Below are 18,104 nucleotides of genomic sequence, written 5' to 3'. Positions count from 1 at the left end.
GAAACGTTGAAGATATGTTCCGTTATTTCCCCACCAATTACGTCTGGAATCTGTCGATCGATCTCGCGATCGAAATGGGTGCGCGCATCGGCGAAATCGAGGCGATGTGCGCCCCGCTTCATGAAGCCGCAAAGCAACCCGATGCCGAGGGTACGCGCGCGTTCCGCGAAGCCTGGGTCAAGATGGCCGACACACTCTGCGAACTTGCTCAGGATGACGAATCACATGGGCGATTGCTGTCCGCCGGTGCGAAATACAAACGAGCGAGCGCCTATCTGATCACGAGCGAACGCATGCTCGCGCACGATTCGCCGGGACGCATGGACCTGTATCGCCGCGAACTCGATCTGTTTGCAAAAGGCATTGCACTGGCCGGCGACAACTGCGAACGCGTGGAGATTCCATACGGCGATGGCCATCTCTCAGCGCTCTATGTCCGCGCAAAAAATGCCCCGGCACGTGCGCCGCTGCTAGTCCAGGTGAATGGCCTCGATTCGACCAAGGAGATGAAATATTTCGTCGGCCTGCCCGCGTGGCTCGCGGAACGCGGCGTATCGTCGCTGATCGTCGATCAACCGGGCACGGGCGAAGCGCTGCGTCTGCACGATCTGACCGCCGTCTATGACAGCGAGCGCTGGGCGAGTCGCATCGTCGACTGGCTGGAAACGCGCGACGACGTGGACCCGAAGCGTATCGGCATGGAAGGCGTGTCGCTCGGCGGCTACTACTGCCCGCGCGCGGTGGCCTTCGAACCGCGCTTTGCTTGCGGCGTAGTCTGGGGCGCAAATCACGACTGGCGCGACGTGCAGAAAAAACGCCTGCAACGCGAAGGCGATTTCCCGGTTCCGCATTACTGGAAGCACGTGTGCTGGGTCTGGGGCGCAAAAGATATCGACGATTTCATGCGCATTGCCGAAGACGTGCATCTGGACGGTGTGCTCGATCGCATTCGCGTGCCCTTCCTGGTCACGCACGGTGAAAAGGATACGCAGATTCCGCTCGCCTGGGCCCATCGCACCTATGAGCAGTTGATCAATAGTCCGCAACGCGAACTGAAGATTTTCACCGATCGCGAAGGCGGCGCGCAGCACGCGAGTTTCGATAACTCGATCAACGCCGGCCATTACATCGCCGATTGGGTGGCGGAAACGCTTGGCGGCAATACCCGCCTTTAAATTCCGCCATTCATAAAATTAAATACAAAGGATTACGAAATGAATATTATTGGCCCGGATCGACTGGTCTTTGGCGTGGACGATGTCGCTGCATGCAGCCAGTATCTCGTCGATTACGGCCTGCTGCCGGTCGTGACGGACGCGAAGGACACCGATGGCGCCAGCGCAGGCGGTCGATTCGAAGCGCTCGATGGGACATCCATCGAGATCCGCCGCGCTGACGACGCACGCCTGCCGCCTCCGCTCGGGACCGCGAGCATGCTGCGCAAAACGATTTACGGCGTGGCCGATGCAGCGGCGCTCGAACAGATCGCCGCGGAACTGCGCAAGGATCGCGAAGTCCGCACGCTCGCCGACGGTTCGATCGAAAGTACCGACGACATGGGGTTCACGCTCGGTTTTCAGATCAGCGTGCGCCGCCCGCTCGATCTCGCCGCCGAAACCATCAACGCGCCCGGCGCGCCTGCACAGCGCGCGCCCAACGTGGTCGCCGCGAACGACGCGGCCGTGCTCACGCCGCGCACGCTCTCGCATGTCGTGTACTTCGTACCTGATGCCGCACGCGCCGAAGCGTTCTACGTCGAACGTCTGGGCTTTCGCTGCACCGACCGCTTCGCAGGCGTTGGCCCCTTCCTGCGCCCTGCCGGCACGCTCGATCATCACACGCTGTTCCTGATCGAAACGCCGCCGTTCATGAAGGGCTGCGAGCACTTCACGTTCCATATGGGCGGGCCGAGCGAAGTCGTGCAGGCAGGCACGCGCTTCGTCGAAAAGGGCTATCAGTCGTTCTGGGGTCCGGGTCGTCATCGCTTTGGTTCGAACTGGTTCTGGTACTTCAACAGCCCGCTCGGTTGCCACGTGGAATACGACGCCGATATGGACCTGCACGACGACGCCTGGCAGGCCCGCTCGGCACCGATGGGCGCGGATGCTTCGCAGCTTTTCCTGCTGCAGCATCGCGAAAAGTGGGCGCCGGGCGGCCCGCCGGCGTGATCTATCTGACCGATCTCGACGCGCTGCCCGAACCGTGCTCGCGCGGATTCGACCCGCATAACACGGGCCGCGCGACGATTTTTGTCGTGCGTCACGCGAGCGGCGTGCGCGCCTGGCGCGATGCCTGCCCGCATTACGGCGATACGCCGATGGCCTGGCGCAAGGACGCCTGGCTCGATGCGGGCGGCACGCGCATCGTGTGCCATGCGCACGGCGCATGGTTCGACATCGAGAGCGGCGTGTGCGTGAAAGGCCCCTGCATGGGCCAGCGACTGACGCCGGTCGCACTGCATATCGACGCGCAAGGTCGCGTTTTTATGCACGATGCCGAATCAATATCGAACATTAAACAGCAAGACCAGGAGACATCATCATGAACCAGCCAATGCGTCGCGTACTCGTCGTGGGCGGCGGATTTTCCGGCATGACGACCGCAATCGAATGCGCAAAACGCGGCTTCGAAGTCGATCTCGTCGAAATCGACGCGGGCTGGCGCTCGTACGGCGCGGGCATCAGCATCGGCGGCCCGACGCTGCGCGCGCTGCGCACCGTGGGCGTACTCGATACCTTTCTCACGCGCGGCTTTGCGGGTGACGGCGTCAATCTGTTCGCGCCCGACGGCACGCCGCTCGGCACCCTGCCGACACCGCGCGTGGCCGGCGACGATGTGCCCGGCGGCGGTGCGATCATGCGCCCCGTGCTTGCGGATATCCTCGCGCAGGCCACGCGCGCGGCGGGCGTCAACGTCAAGCTCGGCTATACGTTCGAGCGTCTGGACGCACACGCCGATCACGTCGACGTCACGCTCACCGATGGCAGCGAAGCGCGCTATGACCTCGTTGTAGGCGCCGATGGTCTCTACTCCAAGGTCCGTGCCGCCACCTTCGCCGACGCGCCCACGCCGCGCTATACGGGCCAGGGGGTCTGGCGCGCGGTGTTGCCGCGTCCGCAGGAAATCGTGTGCGCCTCGATGTGGCTCGGCCATAAGGTCAAGGCCGGCCTGAATCCCGTTTCCGATGATGAGATGTATCTGTTCGTCACCGAAGACCGCCCCACACGCGCATACGTGGAAGCCGCCAATGCGCCGGAGATGCTGCGCGACCTGCTCGCGGGATTCAGCGCACCGGTGCTGCAAACGGTGCGTGCGCAGATCGGCGCGCAGTCGAGCGTGATCTATCGCCCGCTCGAAAGTCTCTTGATGCAACGCCCGTGGTCGAACGGACGCATCGTGCTGGTCGGCGACGCCGTGCACGCGACTACGCCGCATATGGCCTCGGGCGCGGGTATCGGCATCGAGGATGGCATCGTGCTGGCAGAAGAGATCGCGCGTCACGACACCCTCGCCGAAGCCCTTGCGGCGTTCGAGTCGCGCCGCTTCGAGCGCTGCCGCGTGGTGGTCGAGAATTCGGGGCGTCTGGGCGAGATTGAAATCGCCAACGGCGACCGCGCCGAACATGCGCGCATCATGCACGAGACGCATCACTATCTCGCGCGCGCGATCTGAGCGGAGACCAGCCATGGATCATGACGCCATGCTGACGCCCGAAGTCGCTGCATCCGCTTCGGCGCGAACGCGCACCGGCTACGGCCGTTCAGCCCTGGCCGCGCTGATGGTGGCGCATTGCGCGGGCATGGTCGATCTCGTCGCGCTGCCGGTCTGGGTCGCGACGCTGATCGGCGGCATGCAACTCGACGCGCAGCACGCGGGTGCCTTGCCCACGCTATTTCTTGCGGGCGTGGTGGCGAGCAGCGCGATGTGCTCGCCGTTGCTGCTGCGGCTTTCGGCGCGTTTTTCCGCGCGCGCATGGGTGGCGGCCGGCTTTGCACTGGCGGCGCTCGCCTTCTACAACGCGGGCGCGGCATCCAGTTACGCCGCGATGGCGGGACTGCATCTGCTGGCCGGTCTTGCGGTGGGCTGCAGCCTGAGCATCGCACACGGCACGATCGGGCGCAGCGCGAATCCGCACCGGCTGTTCGCTTTCGCGGGCTTCGCGCTCGGCGTGTTCTCGATTGCGTTTCTCGGTGGCACGCCGCACGCAGTCGCGGCCTACGGCGCGCGCGCATTCTTCACGATCGTGGCGGCCGTGATGGCGGTGGCGGCGTTGATCAGTGCAGTGGCGTTTCCCACCTTGCGCGCCGCGCAGGCAAGCGCGCACCATGCCGCGAAAACGCGTCTCGCTGCGCCGGTGTACTTCGCGATTGCAGGCGTGATCTGCATGGCGCTCACGCAGGCGATGATCGCCAGCTTCGTGGCGCGCATCGGCGTCGAACGCGGCTTTGGGCTTGAGGCGGTCACAGCCGTGCTGATCGCGCTGGGCCTCGTCAATCTGTTGCCCGCGCCGCTCGCTGTGCTCACGCAGCGCCGCCTGAATGCGCGCAGCGTCGTGCTTGTCGGACCGCTTGCGCAATCCGCACTGGCGCTCACGATCACGTTCGGCAGCGGCTTTGCGCCCTACGCTGCGGCCACCGCGATGTTCCCCGCCGTGATGATCTTCTGCCACACCTATGCATTCGGCCTGCTCGCGCGTCTCGACTCGAGCGGGCGCGCCGCAGCCGCCACGCCCGCGATGGTGATGGCCGGTGCGGCCGCTGGCCCGCTGCTTGGCGGCGCACTGGTCAAGCACCTCGGCTATGGCAGCCTGGGCTGCGCGGCGCTCGCGGTCAGCGCGCTCGCCTGCCTCTGCTTCGCGCGCGTACCGCGCGCAATCGACTTAACTGCGAACAATACTTCGCATACCAAAGGACATGCCTGATGAAACCCGTGCGCCGCTTTATCGATCTGTCGATCTATCTTGAGAACGACGTTCTTTCCGATCCGCCGCCGCTCGCGCCCAAAATCACCTATCAAAATCACGCCGATACGCTGCCCGAATTCATGGCCATGCTGCCTGGCACACGTGCGGAAGATTATCCCGATGGCGAAGCGGCAGCCGCCGAGTGGGTCACGCTCACGACGCACAGCGGCACCCACCTGGACGCGCCCTGGCATTTTCATTCGACGATGGATGCCCGTTTCGGCGAGCCGCGTCCCTCGATCACCATCGACGAAGTGCCGCTCGAATGGTGCTTTCAATCCGGTGTGAAGCTCGATTTCCGCCACTTTCCCGATGGCTACGTCGCGACTGCCGCCGATGTCGAAGCCGAACTCGCGCGCATCGGTCACACGCTGGAGCCGCTCGATATCGTCGTGGTCAATACGCGCGCGGGCTCGCGCTATGGCCATAACGATTACCTCGGCGCGGGTTGCGGCATGGGCCGCGAAGCGACGCTCTATCTGCTCGAACGCGGTGTGCGCCTCACGGGCACCGACGCATGGAGCTGGGACGCGCCGTTCTCGTACACGGCACAGCGCGTAGCCGAAAACGGCGACGCCTCGCTGATCTGGGAAGGTCACAAGGCGGGCCGCGAAATCGGCTATTGCCATCTGGAGAAACTGCACAACCTCGAAGCGTTGCCGCCACACGGCTTCACGATCAGTTGTTTTCCGCACAAGATCCGCAAGGCGTCGGCGGGCTGGACGCGCGCCGTTGCCATCGTCGAAGAGGATGCAGCATGAAGTTCGCCACCCGACGCAACGCACACCGCGACGGCGAATTGCTGATCGTTTCGCGCGACCTCACACGAGCCGTTTCGGCGCAGGATATCGCGCCGACGCTACTCGACGCGCTCGAACGCTGGGATGCAGTCGAGCCGCAACTCGCCGCCCGCTATGACGCATTGAACGCAAACCGCGCGCAAGATGCGTTTGCGTTCGATCCGCACGCTTGTGCCGCGCCTTTGCCGCGCTGCCCGCAATGGTGCGATGCATCGGCCTTTCTCAATCATGGGCGCCTGATGGAGCGCGCATTCAATACCGAACCCATTCCCGATTTCGATACGATTCCGGTGATGTACCAGGGCGCGAGCGACGACTTTCTCGGGCCGCATGAAGCGGTGCCTTTGCCCGACGAGGCGCACGGTATCGATTTCGAAGGCGAATTCGGCGTGGTGACCGGCGCGGTGCCCATGGCAATCGATTCAAGCGCCGCGCTGACCCATATCCGTCTGATCGTGCAATTGAACGACTGGAGTTTGCGTGCACTCGGTCCGCGTGAAATGAAGACGGGCTTTGGTTTTTTGCAGGCAAAGCCGTCAACCAGTTTTGCGCCTGTTGCCATTACGCCCGATGAATTGGGCGCGAACTGGCAAAGCGGGCGCGTCACGCTGGACCTGCACGTCGAATGGAATGGGCAATGGTTCGGCAATCCGTCGGGAGCCGAAATGAATTTCGATTTCGGTGCGCTGGTTGCTCACGCGGCCCGCACGCGCCGGCTGTCGGCAGGGACGATTATCGGTTCGGGAACGGTTTCCAATGCCGATCGCACGGCCGGTTCGGCATGTATTGCCGAGCGTCGTGTTATTGAAATTCTCGACCGCGGCGCACCTGTCACATCTTTCATGCAATTCGGCGACCGGGTACGCATGGCGGCACGAACCGAACATGGCGTTACGCCATTCGGCACGATCGATCAGGCGGTTTGTCGCGCCTGATTTCCAGCTACGCAGGCGGGCCTTTTCATGCGCGAAAAATAAGCGGTAGAAGATGCTGTCCGCGCGTCAAAAATAACGTCTACGTGCTGTTTGGACGCGCAAATCGCTGTGCGTTGCGCCATGTGTATGGCTACTATCGAGCGACAGTCCTTGAAGGATTCAACGCTGAATCCACTCATCTCTCACGTCACTCAACAGGGCCATTACGCCATGTCCAGCTCACCGCTCATCGAAGCCGATCGTAAGCATCTGATTCACCCCGTCATCAATTACCGCGCTCACGAGGCGCGCGGCGCCACCGTGCTCGAATCGGGGCACGGTGCGTGGCTTCGCGATATCGACGGTCATGAATTGCTCGATGCGTTTTCCGGGCTCTGGTGCGTGAATGTCGGCTATGGCCAGCAGAGCATCGTGGAAGCCGCCACGCGCCAGATGACGCGCCTGCCGTACGCAACAACCTATTTTCACTTTTCCTCCGAACCGGCCATCGAACTGGCGCAGAAACTGGTCGATGTGGCGCCGGCCTCGCTGCAGCACGTCTATTTCACGCTAGGCGGATCGGACGCAATCGATTCGGCCATCCGCTTTATCACGCACTATTTCAATGCCACCGGCCGCCCGGCCAAGAAGCAGATGATTGCGCTCGAACGCGGGTATCACGGTTCGTCGTCGGTGGGAGCGGGACTGACCGCATTGCCCGCATTCCACCGCAATTTCGATCTGCCGCTGCCGAACCAGCATCACCTGCCCTCGCCTTATGCCTATCGTCGCGAAGAGGGTGCCGATGATGCCGCTCTCATCGCCGCATCAGTTGCCGCACTCGAAGCGAAGGTGGCGCAACTCGGTGCGGAAAACGTCGCCGCGTTCTTTTGCGAGCCGATTCAAGGCTCCGGCGGTGTGATCGTGCCGCCGCGCGGCTGGCTCAAGGCGATGCGTGATGCGTGCCGCCGCCTCGATATCCTGTTTGTCGCCGATGAAGTCATTACCGGTTTTGGCCGAACGGGCCCGCTGTTCGCCTGCGAAGCGGAGCACGTCGAACCGGATCTGATGACGGTCGCCAAAGGACTCACTGCGGGTTATGCGCCAATGGGCGCCGTGCTGATGTCCGATGCCATTTATCAAGGCATCGCGGGCGACAAAAGCGATACGGCGATTGTCGGTCACGGCCAAACCTATTCGGCACATCCGGTGAGTGCAGCGATTGGCCTTGAAGTGCTGCGTCTATATCACGAAGGCGGTTTGCTCGCGAATGCGCAGGCGTTTGCACCGCGCTTTTCCGCTGGACTCGACGCCTTGCTCGATCATCCGCTGGTGGGCGATTCGCGTCATCGCGGATTGCTCGGTGCGCTCGAACTCGTGGCGAATAAACACACCCGCGCACGTTTCGATGCGACGCTCAAGCTTTCGGATCGTATTGCCGCTGCGGCATATAAAAACCGCCTGGTATTCCGCGCATTCGGCGACAACATCTTGGGTTTCGCGCCCGCGCTCTGCTATGGCGAGGACGAATTCGAGCAACTCTTTACGCGCCTGAAGCGCACACTCGACGACGTTCTCGAAGATAGCGAAGTGCGCGCCGCGCTTTCGAAATAAAATGCCGAACGCCGCGAAATTCTCTAAGAGTTTCGCGGCGTTTTTGAATCGAGCAAATTGAGTTTGAGGTGGCGATGTGCCCGGCCGATTTACGCGTTAGGTGCGCGTGCATTGAGCCATTCGACTGGCGTTTGCCCCAGCACGCGCTTGAAATGGCGGCACAAATGACTTTGATCGAAGAAGCCCACTTCAGCGGCCACGAGCGAAGGCGAAACGCCGCGTCGCAACAGACGCTGCGCATGACGCACGCGCACGATGCGCACATATTGCTGCGGCGAAATGCCCACTTCCTGACTGAAGCGTGCCGCAAAACGCGAGACGCTAAGGCCCGCAACATCGGCGAGATCGGTCAGGCTGATCGTCTCCGCGAAGCTGGCGTCGATAAAATCGAGCGCGCGCTGGACAGCGCGCGTCGTGCCGGCATCCTGCGTGGCGGTAGTCGGATCGTCGGCGCGGCGCGCCGTTGGCAAACCGTGCAAGCCCGAAGCAGTCAGCATCGCATGCATGGCAATCAGGTCGCCGGTACGGACTGCGGCACCGCTTGCGCATCGCCTGCAGGCGATTGGAACGCCGCAAAGCGCCGGATATCGAACAGGTCGATGGGCGTGGATGTCGCGCCCGTATCGATCAATTCGGCCATCGTATCGCCCACGCCCGGCCCAAGCTGGAATCCATGCCCGCAGAAACCGAATGCGTAGAACAGTCCGCTCGTCGTACCGCTCGCGCCCATGATCGGCCGATCGTCGGGCATATAGCCTTCCACGCCACTCCAGACGCGAATGATATTGAGCCGCTTGAGCGCGGGCGCGACGCGCTGCGCCTGACGAAACTGCAGCAACGTGCTTTGTGGCAGCACTTTCGCGCGACGTGCATCAAGAAACGCGGGACCCCGCGCGCAACCGCCAATCACGATATTGCCGCGCGCCACCTGGCGGAAATACACCACTTCCGCAATTTGCGGCGACGACACACCCACGGCTGGCGCAATGCTATAAGGCACCGGCTCGGTCACGGCCATTTGCGGACCGTGCACGGCAATCGGCACCGGCTCGCCAAATTGCTCGCTCAAGGTACTGCCCCACGCGCCCGCCGTAATCAATAGAACCGGCGCGTGAAACGTGCGGCCATCGGCGCTGGTTGCGCGAAACTCATTGCCTTCTTTTTCGACCGCAACGATATCCGTATTCTCGAAGATCTGCGCGCCCATCTTTGCGGCCGCGCGCCCGAAAGCCGGCGCCGCGAGTCGCGGGTTTGCATGTCCGTCGATCGGCGCATAGGAACCGGCCAGCACTTCAGGGCCGATAAACGGAAAGCGCTTGCGCAAGGCATCGCCGTGCAGCATCTCCAGATCGAGACCGTAATGCTTCGCGTCCTGAGCGTAGGTCTCGAACATATCGGCCTGTTCGGAGCGGTAACAGACACGCAAATGTCCCGACATCAAAAACTCGGCATCGTGCCCGATCAATTCGGGCATTCGCAGCCAGATTTCGCGCGAGCGATTCGCCAGTGGCAATTGCGCGAGCAAACGCCCCTGGCGGCGCACATTGCCGAAATTGGTGCCGCTCGCCTGCTGACCAATCAACTGGCGTTCAAGCAGAATCACCGACTTGCCACGGCGACGCAGAAAAAACGCAGCGGCGGAACCCATGAAACCGCCACCCACGATCAATACATCGGCTTGAGCGCGTTTCACTCGCTATCCTCCACAGTCGCAATTGCCAGTGGCTTCACGGGCGCCTGGCCGCGCAAACGGCCAACCTGCTCGAGCGGCACGCACGCAGCCGCGGCGATGATTTCCGCCCCGGCATGGCCGCAATATCGCCCTTGACACCGGCCCATGCCGACACGGCTCAACGCTTTCGCGCGATTGGCTTCCTGCGCGCCTTCGTCGCGAATCACGCGGCGCAATTCGCCAGCAGTAATGCCTTCGCAACGGCACACAATCGTTTCGTCGGGCAGCTTTGCGGCCTGCTGCGCGGGCCAGACAAAAGCCTGCGCAAGCCCTTCGCGAAAGCGGTCCATGCGACGCTGTTCGCGCTTGAGCGCTTCGATCACGGCGGGATCGGGCGAATGCCCCAGATCGGTCAGCGCCGCATAAGCCGCGAGACGCCCCGCGTTTTCCGCACCGTCCGCGCCCAGCACGCGCACGCCGTCACCCGCGAGATAAACACCGGGTTCGCTGCTGCGGCCAAGCTCGTCGATTTTCGGCAGCCATTGACGCGTTTGCGCGTCGAATCGAAATGCGCAGCGCGCGAGATCGGCAAGCTGCGTTTCTGGGCGCAGGTGATAACCCATGCCGATGGCGTCGCATTCGATCTGCTCGATCGCGCCGCTCGCATTGCGAAAACGCACGGCTTGCACGCCTTCATCCGGCGTGCCGATAATTTCGACCGGCTCGATGCCGTTATACAGCTTCACGCCCGCCTGTTTGAGCGATGCAACGAGTGCACTGCCTTTTCGCAAAACGTCGAAACGCGCAAGCAGCTTCGGCAGTGCGCGAAAGCGCGCGCTGGTCACCGACGTATCGAGCACGGCCGCAACCTGTGCGCCGGCCTGCACATACTGGCTCGCGACGAGATATAGCAGCGGCCCGGTACCCATGAACACCACGCGACGCCCAATCGAACAGGCCTGCGATTTCAGCGCGATCTGCGCCGCGCCCAGGCTATACGTCCCGGCGAATTGCCAGCCTTTCACGGGTATCAAACGATCGGTAGCGCCGGGACACAAAATGAGCGCGTCGTAATCGAGTGCGCTCGCATGACCGTCGCGCACGATATGCAGCTTGCGATCCCAGATATTCCACGCCAGCGTATGCGGGCGATAATCGATTTGCGTGCGCACACGTGCGAAAGTCTCGTGCAGATCCTGAGCGCGCGCCGCCTCCGTGCCATAGAGTTTTGCATAAGGACGCGTAAAACCCTCTGGCTGACGGCGATAAATCTGCCCGCCATCGCGGCGGCTTTCGTCGATGAGCGTTGGGCGAATACCGGCGGCCAGCAGCGTCTGCGCGCAGCGCACGCCTGCCGGCCCCGCGCCGACGATCACAATGCGAGGTTCGCCCATTGCGCCTCCGGTTGAGTGGTCACAAGGCGCATACCGGATTCAACCACGGTCGTGCAGGCACGCAGACGCTCGCCTGCATCGGTCCAGACCCAGCAGTCCTGGCACGCGCCCATCAGGCAATAACCGGCGCGCTTTTCCTCGCCGAATTCCGATTGGCGCACATGGCGCACGCTGCACAGCATGGCGGTCAGCAGCGTATCGCCTTCCAGCGCTTGCACGGCTTGACCGTCAATCACGATATCGACTTTGGCGCGCCCGGTTTCGCCAAGCCGCACGAATCGCCCGTTCATGCGGCCGCTCCCGCTGCGCCTTCGGGTGCGCTCTGCGCCGTTTCGCTGCTGTGATTGCCCAGTACATGGCGCAGGAATTCGCGCGTGCGCGCCTCACGCGGCGTACACAGCACCTGCTTTGCGCTGCCCTGTTCGATGATGTGGCCGCCGTGCAAAAAGCACACACGATCCGCAACTTCGCGCGCAAAACCCATTTCGTGCGTGACCACCAGCATCGTCATGCCTTCCTTCGCGAGCGTGCGCATCACATTGAGCACTTCGCCGACGAGTTCGGGATCGAGCGCCGAAGTCGGCTCATCGAAAAGAATCGCCTTGGGTTTCATCGCAAGCGAACGCGCAATGGCCACGCGCTGTTGCTGACCGCCCGAAAGCTGATGCGGATAGTAATGAAGCTTGTGGCCGAGCCCCACCTTGTTGAGCAGTTCTTCGGCTTCGCGCTTCGCGATATGCAGCGGCTCCTTCTTTACATGCAGCGGCCCTTCCATCACGTTCTCAAGCGCCGTGCGATGCGGAAACAGATTGAAGCGCTGGAATACCATCCCCACCTGCGTGCGCAGATGGTTGATATTGCGCGAGCGCTGTTCGACACGCTGGTCGAGCAATCTAATCTCGCCCGCATCGTACGATTCCAGCGCATTGATACAACGCAGCAGCGTCGATTTGCCGGACCCGGACGCGCCGATCAGACACACCACCTCGCCCTGTTCGATCTTGAGCGAGATGCCGTTGAGCACGGGCGTCGTGCCGAAGCTCTTGTGGACATCGGTAATTTCGATCATCGCAACCTCACTTCTTCGCCTTGTGCTTGCCAAAACGGCGCTCGAGATGACGCGTCATGCTCATGAGCGGCAAGCTCATCAACAGATAGCCAATTGCCACGAGCGTATAAACGGTGATGTTCTGGAACGTCGAGGCTGCAATCAGCTGCCCTTGCCGCGTCATTTCCGCCACCGTGATGGTCGAAGCGAGCGACGAATCCTTGAGCATCATCACCAGCGTATTGCTGTACGGCGGCAGCGCCACTTTCACCGCCTGCGGAAGAATCACGCGCACCATCGTTTTCACGCGGCCCATGCCGATCGATTGCGCCGCTTCATACTGACCCGGATCGACCGCCTCGATGCCCGAGCGGATGATTTCCGCCACATAGGTCGAATAACCGAAACTCAAGCCGATAATGCTCGCCTGCAGCGCCGACACTTCGATATGAAAGTCCGGCAAGACGAAATAAATATAGAACAGCAGGACGATCATCGGCAGGCCGCGCACCACATTGATCATCGCGCTGACCGCCGTCACCACCGCGGGATAGCGCGACATCTTGAGCAGCGCCCAGACAAGACCCAGGGCGGTGCTCAGCAGCAGGCAGCCGAGCGTGATGACGATACTCATCACGGCGCCTTGCAGCAGGATCGGTACAAAATCGACTATGTCGTGCCAACGCATGGTGTGCCTTATGCTTTCGTTCGCCAACGCGGGAGCGTTCGCGGGGACATACGCCGCGCCACGAAGGCGGGCCGGGCCGGAACGCAGCGGCGGGAAAGTGCAGCCCGCGCGGCGTTCCAGTCATTCACTCGCGGATCAACCCGCCAGGTGCCACTTCTTCAGGATCTTGTCGAGCGTGCCGTCGGCCTTCATCTTCGTGAGCGCATCGTTCACTTTGCCGAGCAGCGCCGTGTTGCCCTTCTTCACGCCCACGGCGATATCGAACTTCTCCATCGGCACATAATCGTCGTCCACACGCGTGCCGGCCATCGCGCCCGCGGCTTCCTGCGCCTTGAGAATCGGATAATCGTTGAAGCCCGCCACAATGCGGCCGATCGCAACGTCACGCGTCATATCGGCCGGGCTGTCGTACATCTTCACTTCCTTGAAAATGCCGAGCTTGACGAGCTGGTCGCCGTAATCGGTGCCCGTGGGCGCACCCACCGACATACCCTTCATGTCCTGCACCGACTTGTAGTTGGTCTTGTTCGATTCCTTGACGATGATGCCTTCGCCGAATGCCGTGACCGGCTGCGAGAAGTCCACCACTTCGGCGCGCTTGGGCGTGGGCGTCATGCCCGCCACGATGATGTCGATCTTGCCCGAGGTCACGGCCGGAATCAGCGCCGAAAACGGCACGGCCTGATACGACACATCGAAGCCTTCGCGCTTGCCGATCTCGCGCACGACATCCGGCATGATGCCTTCGATCTTCTGCGTCTTGACGTCGAGGAAGGTGGTCGGTGCGCTCGACGGCGGCGAGCCGGCGGTCACCGTCGGGGTATCGGCGTGGGCGGCGGCACTCAGCAGCGAGAACGTTGCAGCAGCAATAGCAGCGGCGGAAGCGAATGCAAATTTGTTACGCGACATGGTCTGGTTTCCTTGGGGACTATCTGGACTATCTCTGCGGTCGCGCCGTAATGAATACGGCGCATGGCATCGGCTCAATGAAGCACATCCTGCAACCGGTAATACGCGCCGACGAGCGGCAGAAACCACGCGCGCCCGAAATGTCCGGGAATCGCAGGCCATTCAAGCGTTCGCCACGGGTTGCGCGAGGCGGCGCCGAACATTACATCGGCCATCACGCGGCCCATGTGCACCGACATCTGCACACCATGGCCGCTGTAGCCCATCGAATAAAACAAACCTTCATGCTCGCCCGCGCGCGGCAACCGGTCGGCCGTCATATCGACAAGACCGCCCCAGCAATAATCGAGGCGCACGTCGGCGAGTTGCGGGAAATACTGGAGCATGCCGTCACGCAGAATGCGGCCGCTCTTTGCATCGGAGCGCGGATTCGACATCGCAAAGCGCGCGCGGCCGCCAAACAGCAAACGATCGTCATGAGTCGGCCGGAAGTAATTGCCGATCTGGCGCGTCGTCACGTACGAACGGCGCGTGGGCAACAGCGCATCGAGCCGGTCTTTGCCCAGCGGCTCCGTTACGACGATAAAACTGCCCACCGGCGCGATGCGGCGGCGAAACCATTGCAGCGGACCGGTCTGCGAGGCGCCCGTCGCGAGCAGCACGCGATCGGCACGCACGCTGCCGCTTTCGCACTGCACTTCATAGGCGTGACCGCCCAGCGGTTTGAGGCCTACAACCGCGGTTTCTTCGTAAATCTGTGCGCCGTGACGGGCGGCGGCTTCAGCCAGACCCACGCCGAATTTGCCCATATGCATCTGCATGCCGTCGCGCTGCACAAGGCCACCGTAAAAGCCGTCCGATGCAATCTCGTCGCGAATGCGATCAGGAGAAATCAGTTCGATATCCTGATCGACATCGCGCTTGAGCGCTTCGAACGTCCTCGCCAGCGATTCATAGTGATGCGGCTTGGCGGCGAGCTTGATCTTGCCGCTCTTGCGCAGATCGCAGTCAATCTGTTCTTCCGCGACGATCTGCGCGACCGACTTCACGGCTTCGGCATAAGCGCGATAGAACATCGACGCGCTCTCCTTGCCGAGCTTCGCGCTGAGCGCCGCGTAATCCTGCGCGACGCCGGTATTGCAGTGCCCGCCGTTGCGGCCCGACGCCTGGCCCGCGATGCGCCCCGCTTCCAGCACTGTCACCGACAAACCGCGCTTTGCCAGCGCCAGCGCCGCCGAAAGCCCGGTGAAGCCGCCGCCCACCACCGCCACGTCCACGCGGCCGGCTAGCGGCTGCTGGACGGGCTTCGTCAAGCGCGGCGCGGTATCGAGCCAGTACGATTCGAGCTTCATCGTGATGGGTTCCTGATGACGGACAGTGGCGACGCTTACAGGCCGAGTTGTTCCGCGAGATGCGGCAGGCTCTTCACTTCGTTGACCTGGTAATACGGCGTGAGCGGTTCGTGATTGCGGTTCACAAAAGCCTTGTGCTTGATACCCATGTCGTAGGCGGTCATGAGGTCGTAGCGGAAACTCGACGACACGTGCAGCACGTCTTCAGGATTGCAGTCGAGCTGGTCGAACATGTATTCGAACGCCTTGCGCAGCGGCTTGTATGCCTGAGCCTGCTGGGCGGTATAAACCTTGTGGAACGGCGCGCCAAGCTTCGCCACATTGCTGTCGATCTGCTCATCGGCGGCATTGGAAAGAATCACCAGCTTGTACTTCGTGGCCAGACGCGCAAGACCTTCCGGCACGTCGGCGTGCGGGCCCCACGTGGGCACGGCGTCGTAGATCTTCAACGCGGTGGCTTCTTCGAACGGCACGCCGGTGCGTTCGCAGGTACGGCGAATCGAATTGACGACCACATCGCGATATGGCTTCCATGCGCCGAGCACTTCATCCAGACGATAACCACGGAAGAATTCGACGAATTCATTCATCTTCGCCGGGTCGAGCTTGTCGCCGTAAAGCTGGCGTGCGGTCTCGCCCATCTGGAAGTTGGTCAGCGTGCCGTAGCAGTCGAAGGTGATGTACTTCGGCTCGAAATCGATCATGGTCTGCATCCTGTCGTCGTGGCGAACCTGCTTTCAGGTTCTATTCAAGTGAGAACGGCGAGCTGCGTATGAATGCCAACTGATAAGTCATGCTGACGAAATCAGCGCGGCCCGGGGTTTCGGTGAAGCGCTGCGCTCAACCCGTGTTCATTGAAATGAACCCAGTACGGATTGCGCGCCATTGAGGCGAAATTGAAACTCAGACGGTGTCGAAATCGATCAGCACGCTCTTATGGCGCAGGCTGGCTTCCAGCGCCTGGCGGCCAAGATCCTTGCCGATGCCCGACTGCTTGAAACCACCGGTCGGGATAATCATGTCGCCGCTGCGGCCATAGCGATTGATCCAGACCGTGCCCGCTGCAATGCGGCGCATCGCCCGCATGGCCTGACCGATATCGCTGGTATGCACGCCCGCCGCGAGCCCGTAGGTCGGATGCGCCGCGAGCGCAATGCCCTCGTCTTCGTCTTCGAAGGTCTGCACCGTGAGCACCGGGCCAAATAGTTCCTCGCGCACCGCAGGCGTGTCCTGGCTGACGTTGCCAAGCAGCGTCGGGCGATGGAACCAGCCATCGTCGGTGCCTTCGAAAAAACCGCCGCCGCACAGCACTTCTGCACCTTGCGCACGGCTTTCGTCGATCAGCGTTTCAATACGCTTTGCCTGAGCGCCGCTGATGATCGGTGAATAGCGCGTCGCGCTCGACCACATTGCGCCGGGCTCAATGCCCGCGAGTTCATTCTGGATCGCGTCGATCAACGGCTCGGCGATCTGGCGGTGAACGATCAGCCGCGTGCCGGCCACGCAGGCCTGACCGCCATTGGCGATAAAGCCACGCGCCACGCAGCGCGCCGTATGCGCGAGGTCCGGCACCTGGGCGAACACGAGTTGCGGGCTCTTGCCGCCCAGTTCGAGCGTGACCGGCTTGGTGCCATGAAACGCCGCTTCACTCATGATCGCCGCACCGGTGCGCGTCGATCCAGTGAAACTGACCTTCGAAATATCGGGGTGACGAGTGATGGCCGAACCTGTCGTCGCGCCGCATCCGTTCACGACATTGAAAATGCCCGGCGGCATGCCTGCTTCGATCGCGAGTTCCGCGAGACGCAGCGTGGAAAACGGCGTCATTTCCGAGGCTTTCAGCACAACGGCGTTGCCGGCCGCGAGTGCGGGACCGCATTTCCACGAGCACATCGAAAGCGGGAAATTCCACGGTGTAATCGCGCCGATCACACCGTAGGGCTCCGAGGCGACAAAGCCGAGGCTGCCTTGACGCGTCGCTGCAATATCGCCGCCGAGTTTGTCGGCGAGTTCAGCGAAGAAGCGAATGGCTTCGGCCGTGAACGGAACGTCGGAGGCATACGCTTCCGCGACCGGACGCGTCGAACTAACCGCTTCGAGTTGCGCCAGCGCCACGACGTTTTCATCGATCAGTTGCGCCCAGCGCGTCAGCACACGAGCACGCTCGCGCGGCGAACGCGTGCCCCAGCCACTGGTCTTCCATGCCTGCAGCGCATTCGACACGGCGTAATCGACCGTCTGCGCCGTGCCGTCGGGCACGTAACCAAGCAGACGCCCATCCGAGGGACGATGCACGGCGATCGGCGTTTCATCGGTCTGGTAATACGCGCCGCCAATGAAATGGCCTTGGGGCAGCGCGATGGCGGACGGATCGAAATCCAGCGACGGAGTAGTCATGCTCAGCCTGTTCGAAAACCCGGTTATATCGGCGCAGGAGCGCTCGCGATGTTCAGCGAGTGCGGCTTCGCCGCTTCAGCAAGTGGCGCTGTTCTGCCCAAGCGGCAGAATGAACAACCACGCGATGAAGTTCATTATAGTGAACAAGCGATGCTTGGCTAGTGATCAAAAATAATTCTGCGAATTGCATTTTCATGCGTGATGCTTACGCGAGAATCGGGCCAGGGCTTACCCGTAACTCATTGGCGAGCGACTGGAATAGGCAGACGAATGCAGTCGCGCAATGCATTCAGGCATTGCGGCTACAAGAATGAACGAACGGAGAAACAGCGCGAGGCGGCGCGGGAGAAACA

At 62.1% G+C, this 18,104-nt stretch carries 19 protein-coding genes; 9 read left to right on the top strand and 10 right to left on the bottom strand.

All coding sequences use genetic code 11. From position 1 onward, the window contains the following. Nucleotides 1-14 precede the first annotated feature (14 nt). The 8 genes from U5A67_RS18785 (at nucleotide 15) to U5A67_RS18750 (ending at nucleotide 8,291) form a co-directional block, all read left to right on the top strand. On the top strand, nucleotides 15-1,175 hold the full coding sequence (locus U5A67_RS18785; RefSeq protein ID WP_321815652.1) for an alpha/beta hydrolase family protein: 1,161 nt from the start codon (nucleotides 15-17) through the stop codon (nucleotides 1,173-1,175). Between the two features lie 39 nt (nucleotides 1,176-1,214). Next, nucleotides 1,215-2,168, top strand: coding sequence for a VOC family protein (locus tag U5A67_RS18780; protein ID WP_321815651.1), 954 nt, complete (start codon nucleotides 1,215-1,217; stop codon nucleotides 2,166-2,168). Then, nucleotides 2,165-2,545, top strand: coding sequence for a Rieske (2Fe-2S) protein (locus U5A67_RS18775; protein WP_415767870.1), 381 nt, complete (start codon nucleotides 2,165-2,167; stop codon nucleotides 2,543-2,545). Before U5A67_RS18780 ends, U5A67_RS18775 begins: the two co-directional genes overlap by 4 nt. After that, nucleotides 2,542-3,672 (top strand): FAD-dependent oxidoreductase, encoded by a 1,131-nt coding sequence (locus tag U5A67_RS18770; protein ID WP_321815650.1) that lies wholly within the window; start codon nucleotides 2,542-2,544, stop codon nucleotides 3,670-3,672. The genes U5A67_RS18775 and U5A67_RS18770 overlap by 4 nt, the downstream gene beginning before the upstream one ends. 13 nt (nucleotides 3,673-3,685) lie before the next feature. Next, nucleotides 3,686-4,921: an MFS transporter gene (locus tag U5A67_RS18765; protein ID WP_321815649.1), complete on the top strand. Its 1,236-nt coding sequence runs from the start codon at nucleotides 3,686-3,688 to the stop codon at nucleotides 4,919-4,921. After that, nucleotides 4,921-5,724, top strand: a complete 804-nt coding sequence (locus tag U5A67_RS18760; RefSeq protein ID WP_321815648.1) for a cyclase family protein — start codon at nucleotides 4,921-4,923, stop codon at nucleotides 5,722-5,724. The genes U5A67_RS18765 and U5A67_RS18760 overlap by 1 nt, the downstream gene beginning before the upstream one ends. Beyond that, on the top strand, nucleotides 5,721-6,698 hold the full coding sequence (locus tag U5A67_RS18755) for a fumarylacetoacetate hydrolase family protein (RefSeq protein WP_321815647.1): 978 nt from the start codon (nucleotides 5,721-5,723) through the stop codon (nucleotides 6,696-6,698). The genes U5A67_RS18760 and U5A67_RS18755 overlap by 4 nt, the downstream gene beginning before the upstream one ends. A 210-nt stretch (nucleotides 6,699-6,908) precedes the next feature. Continuing rightward, nucleotides 6,909-8,291 (top strand): aspartate aminotransferase family protein, encoded by a 1,383-nt coding sequence (locus U5A67_RS18750; protein WP_321815646.1) that lies wholly within the window; start codon nucleotides 6,909-6,911, stop codon nucleotides 8,289-8,291. A gap of 89 nt (nucleotides 8,292-8,380) precedes the next feature. Here U5A67_RS18750 and U5A67_RS18745 read toward each other — a convergent pair whose 3' ends face one another. From U5A67_RS18745 to U5A67_RS18700, 10 genes are all read right to left on the bottom strand, one after another. After that, nucleotides 8,381-8,797 carry an AraC family transcriptional regulator gene (locus tag U5A67_RS18745; RefSeq protein ID WP_321815645.1) on the bottom strand — a complete coding sequence of 139 codons (417 nt, stop codon included), beginning with the start codon at nucleotides 8,795-8,797 and terminating at the stop codon, nucleotides 8,381-8,383. A gap of 5 nt (nucleotides 8,798-8,802) precedes the next feature. Continuing rightward, nucleotides 8,803-9,984: an FAD-binding oxidoreductase gene (locus U5A67_RS18740; protein WP_321815644.1), complete on the bottom strand. Its 1,182-nt coding sequence runs from the start codon at nucleotides 9,982-9,984 to the stop codon at nucleotides 8,803-8,805. Further along, the gene (locus U5A67_RS18735; RefSeq protein ID WP_321815643.1) at nucleotides 9,981-11,357 is read right to left on the bottom strand and encodes an FAD/NAD(P)-binding oxidoreductase; all 1,377 of its coding nucleotides are present in this window, start codon (nucleotides 11,355-11,357) and stop codon (nucleotides 9,981-9,983) included. Before U5A67_RS18735 ends, U5A67_RS18740 begins: the two co-directional genes overlap by 4 nt. Then, a complete protein-coding gene (locus tag U5A67_RS18730; protein WP_321815642.1) occupies nucleotides 11,336-11,647 on the bottom strand; it encodes a (2Fe-2S)-binding protein in 312 nt (103 codons plus the stop codon). The genes U5A67_RS18735 and U5A67_RS18730 overlap by 22 nt, the downstream gene beginning before the upstream one ends. Continuing rightward, entirely contained in the window at nucleotides 11,644-12,426 is a 783-nt protein-coding gene (locus tag U5A67_RS18725) for an amino acid ABC transporter ATP-binding protein (RefSeq protein WP_321815641.1), read from the bottom strand. The genes U5A67_RS18730 and U5A67_RS18725 overlap by 4 nt, the downstream gene beginning before the upstream one ends. A gap of 7 nt (nucleotides 12,427-12,433) precedes the next feature. Further along, nucleotides 12,434-13,093, bottom strand: a complete 660-nt coding sequence (locus U5A67_RS18720) for an amino acid ABC transporter permease (protein ID WP_205980906.1) — start codon at nucleotides 13,091-13,093, stop codon at nucleotides 12,434-12,436. A gap of 135 nt (nucleotides 13,094-13,228) precedes the next feature. Next, the gene (locus U5A67_RS18715; RefSeq protein WP_205980905.1) at nucleotides 13,229-14,002 is read right to left on the bottom strand and encodes a transporter substrate-binding domain-containing protein; all 774 of its coding nucleotides are present in this window, start codon (nucleotides 14,000-14,002) and stop codon (nucleotides 13,229-13,231) included. Nucleotides 14,003-14,076: 74 nt separating this feature from the next. Next, nucleotides 14,077-15,354 carry an FAD-binding oxidoreductase gene (locus U5A67_RS18710; protein WP_321815640.1) on the bottom strand — a complete coding sequence of 426 codons (1,278 nt, stop codon included), beginning with the start codon at nucleotides 15,352-15,354 and terminating at the stop codon, nucleotides 14,077-14,079. Between the two features lie 35 nt (nucleotides 15,355-15,389). Then, complete coding sequence (locus tag U5A67_RS18705) at nucleotides 15,390-16,058, bottom strand: haloacid dehalogenase type II (RefSeq protein WP_205980903.1); 669 nt, start codon at nucleotides 16,056-16,058, stop codon at nucleotides 15,390-15,392. A gap of 199 nt (nucleotides 16,059-16,257) precedes the next feature. Then, nucleotides 16,258-17,751 carry an aldehyde dehydrogenase family protein gene (locus tag U5A67_RS18700; RefSeq protein ID WP_321815639.1) on the bottom strand — a complete coding sequence of 498 codons (1,494 nt, stop codon included), beginning with the start codon at nucleotides 17,749-17,751 and terminating at the stop codon, nucleotides 16,258-16,260. On the opposite strand from U5A67_RS18700, the gene U5A67_RS18695 reads away from it, so the two are divergent. Then, nucleotides 17,750-17,926, top strand: a complete 177-nt coding sequence (locus U5A67_RS18695; RefSeq protein ID WP_321959733.1) for a hypothetical protein — start codon at nucleotides 17,750-17,752, stop codon at nucleotides 17,924-17,926. The two genes, U5A67_RS18700 and U5A67_RS18695, sit on opposite strands and share 2 nt — an antisense overlap. Nucleotides 17,927-18,104: the final 178 nt, after the last annotated feature.

The sequence above is a fragment of the Paraburkholderia sp. J69-1 genome (genome assembly GCF_905220255.1).
In the GTDB taxonomy this organism is placed as follows: Bacteria; Pseudomonadota; Gammaproteobacteria; order Burkholderiales; family Burkholderiaceae; genus Paraburkholderia.
Note: the sequence above shows the minus strand (reverse complement) of the source record. Positions and strands in the feature narration are given on the sequence as shown.

Excerpts from the sequence above, each read along its gene's own strand:
- U5A67_RS18785 (WP_321815652.1), top strand. The coding sequence starts at position 15 with ATGTTCCGTTATTTCCCCACCAATTACGTCTGGAATCTGTCGATCGAT.
- U5A67_RS18780 (WP_321815651.1), top strand. The coding sequence starts at position 1,215 with ATGAATATTATTGGCCCGGATCGACTGGTCTTTGGCGTGGACGATGTC.
- U5A67_RS18770 (WP_321815650.1), top strand. The coding sequence starts at position 2,542 with ATGAACCAGCCAATGCGTCGCGTACTCGTCGTGGGCGGCGGATTTTCC.
- U5A67_RS18765 (WP_321815649.1), top strand. The coding sequence starts at position 3,686 with ATGGATCATGACGCCATGCTGACGCCCGAAGTCGCTGCATCCGCTTCG.
- U5A67_RS18760 (WP_321815648.1), top strand. The coding sequence starts at position 4,921 with ATGAAACCCGTGCGCCGCTTTATCGATCTGTCGATCTATCTTGAGAAC.
- U5A67_RS18755 (WP_321815647.1), top strand. The coding sequence starts at position 5,721 with ATGAAGTTCGCCACCCGACGCAACGCACACCGCGACGGCGAATTGCTG.
- U5A67_RS18750 (WP_321815646.1), top strand. The coding sequence starts at position 6,909 with ATGTCCAGCTCACCGCTCATCGAAGCCGATCGTAAGCATCTGATTCAC.
- U5A67_RS18745 (WP_321815645.1), bottom strand. The coding sequence starts at position 8,797 with ATGCATGCGATGCTGACTGCTTCGGGCTTGCACGGTTTGCCAACGGCG.
- U5A67_RS18735 (WP_321815643.1), bottom strand. The coding sequence starts at position 11,357 with ATGGGCGAACCTCGCATTGTGATCGTCGGCGCGGGGCCGGCAGGCGTG.
- U5A67_RS18730 (WP_321815642.1), bottom strand. The coding sequence starts at position 11,647 with ATGAACGGGCGATTCGTGCGGCTTGGCGAAACCGGGCGCGCCAAAGTC.
- U5A67_RS18725 (WP_321815641.1), bottom strand. The coding sequence starts at position 12,426 with ATGATCGAAATTACCGATGTCCACAAGAGCTTCGGCACGACGCCCGTG.
- U5A67_RS18720 (WP_205980906.1), bottom strand. The coding sequence starts at position 13,093 with ATGCGTTGGCACGACATAGTCGATTTTGTACCGATCCTGCTGCAAGGC.
- U5A67_RS18715 (WP_205980905.1), bottom strand. The coding sequence starts at position 14,002 with ATGTCGCGTAACAAATTTGCATTCGCTTCCGCCGCTGCTATTGCTGCT.
- U5A67_RS18710 (WP_321815640.1), bottom strand. The coding sequence starts at position 15,354 with ATGAAGCTCGAATCGTACTGGCTCGATACCGCGCCGCGCTTGACGAAG.
- U5A67_RS18705 (WP_205980903.1), bottom strand. The coding sequence starts at position 16,058 with ATGATCGATTTCGAGCCGAAGTACATCACCTTCGACTGCTACGGCACG.
- U5A67_RS18695 (WP_321959733.1), top strand. The coding sequence starts at position 17,750 with ATGCTCAGCCTGTTCGAAAACCCGGTTATATCGGCGCAGGAGCGCTCG.
- U5A67_RS18700 (WP_321815639.1), bottom strand. The coding sequence starts at position 17,751 with ATGACTACTCCGTCGCTGGATTTCGATCCGTCCGCCATCGCGCTGCCC.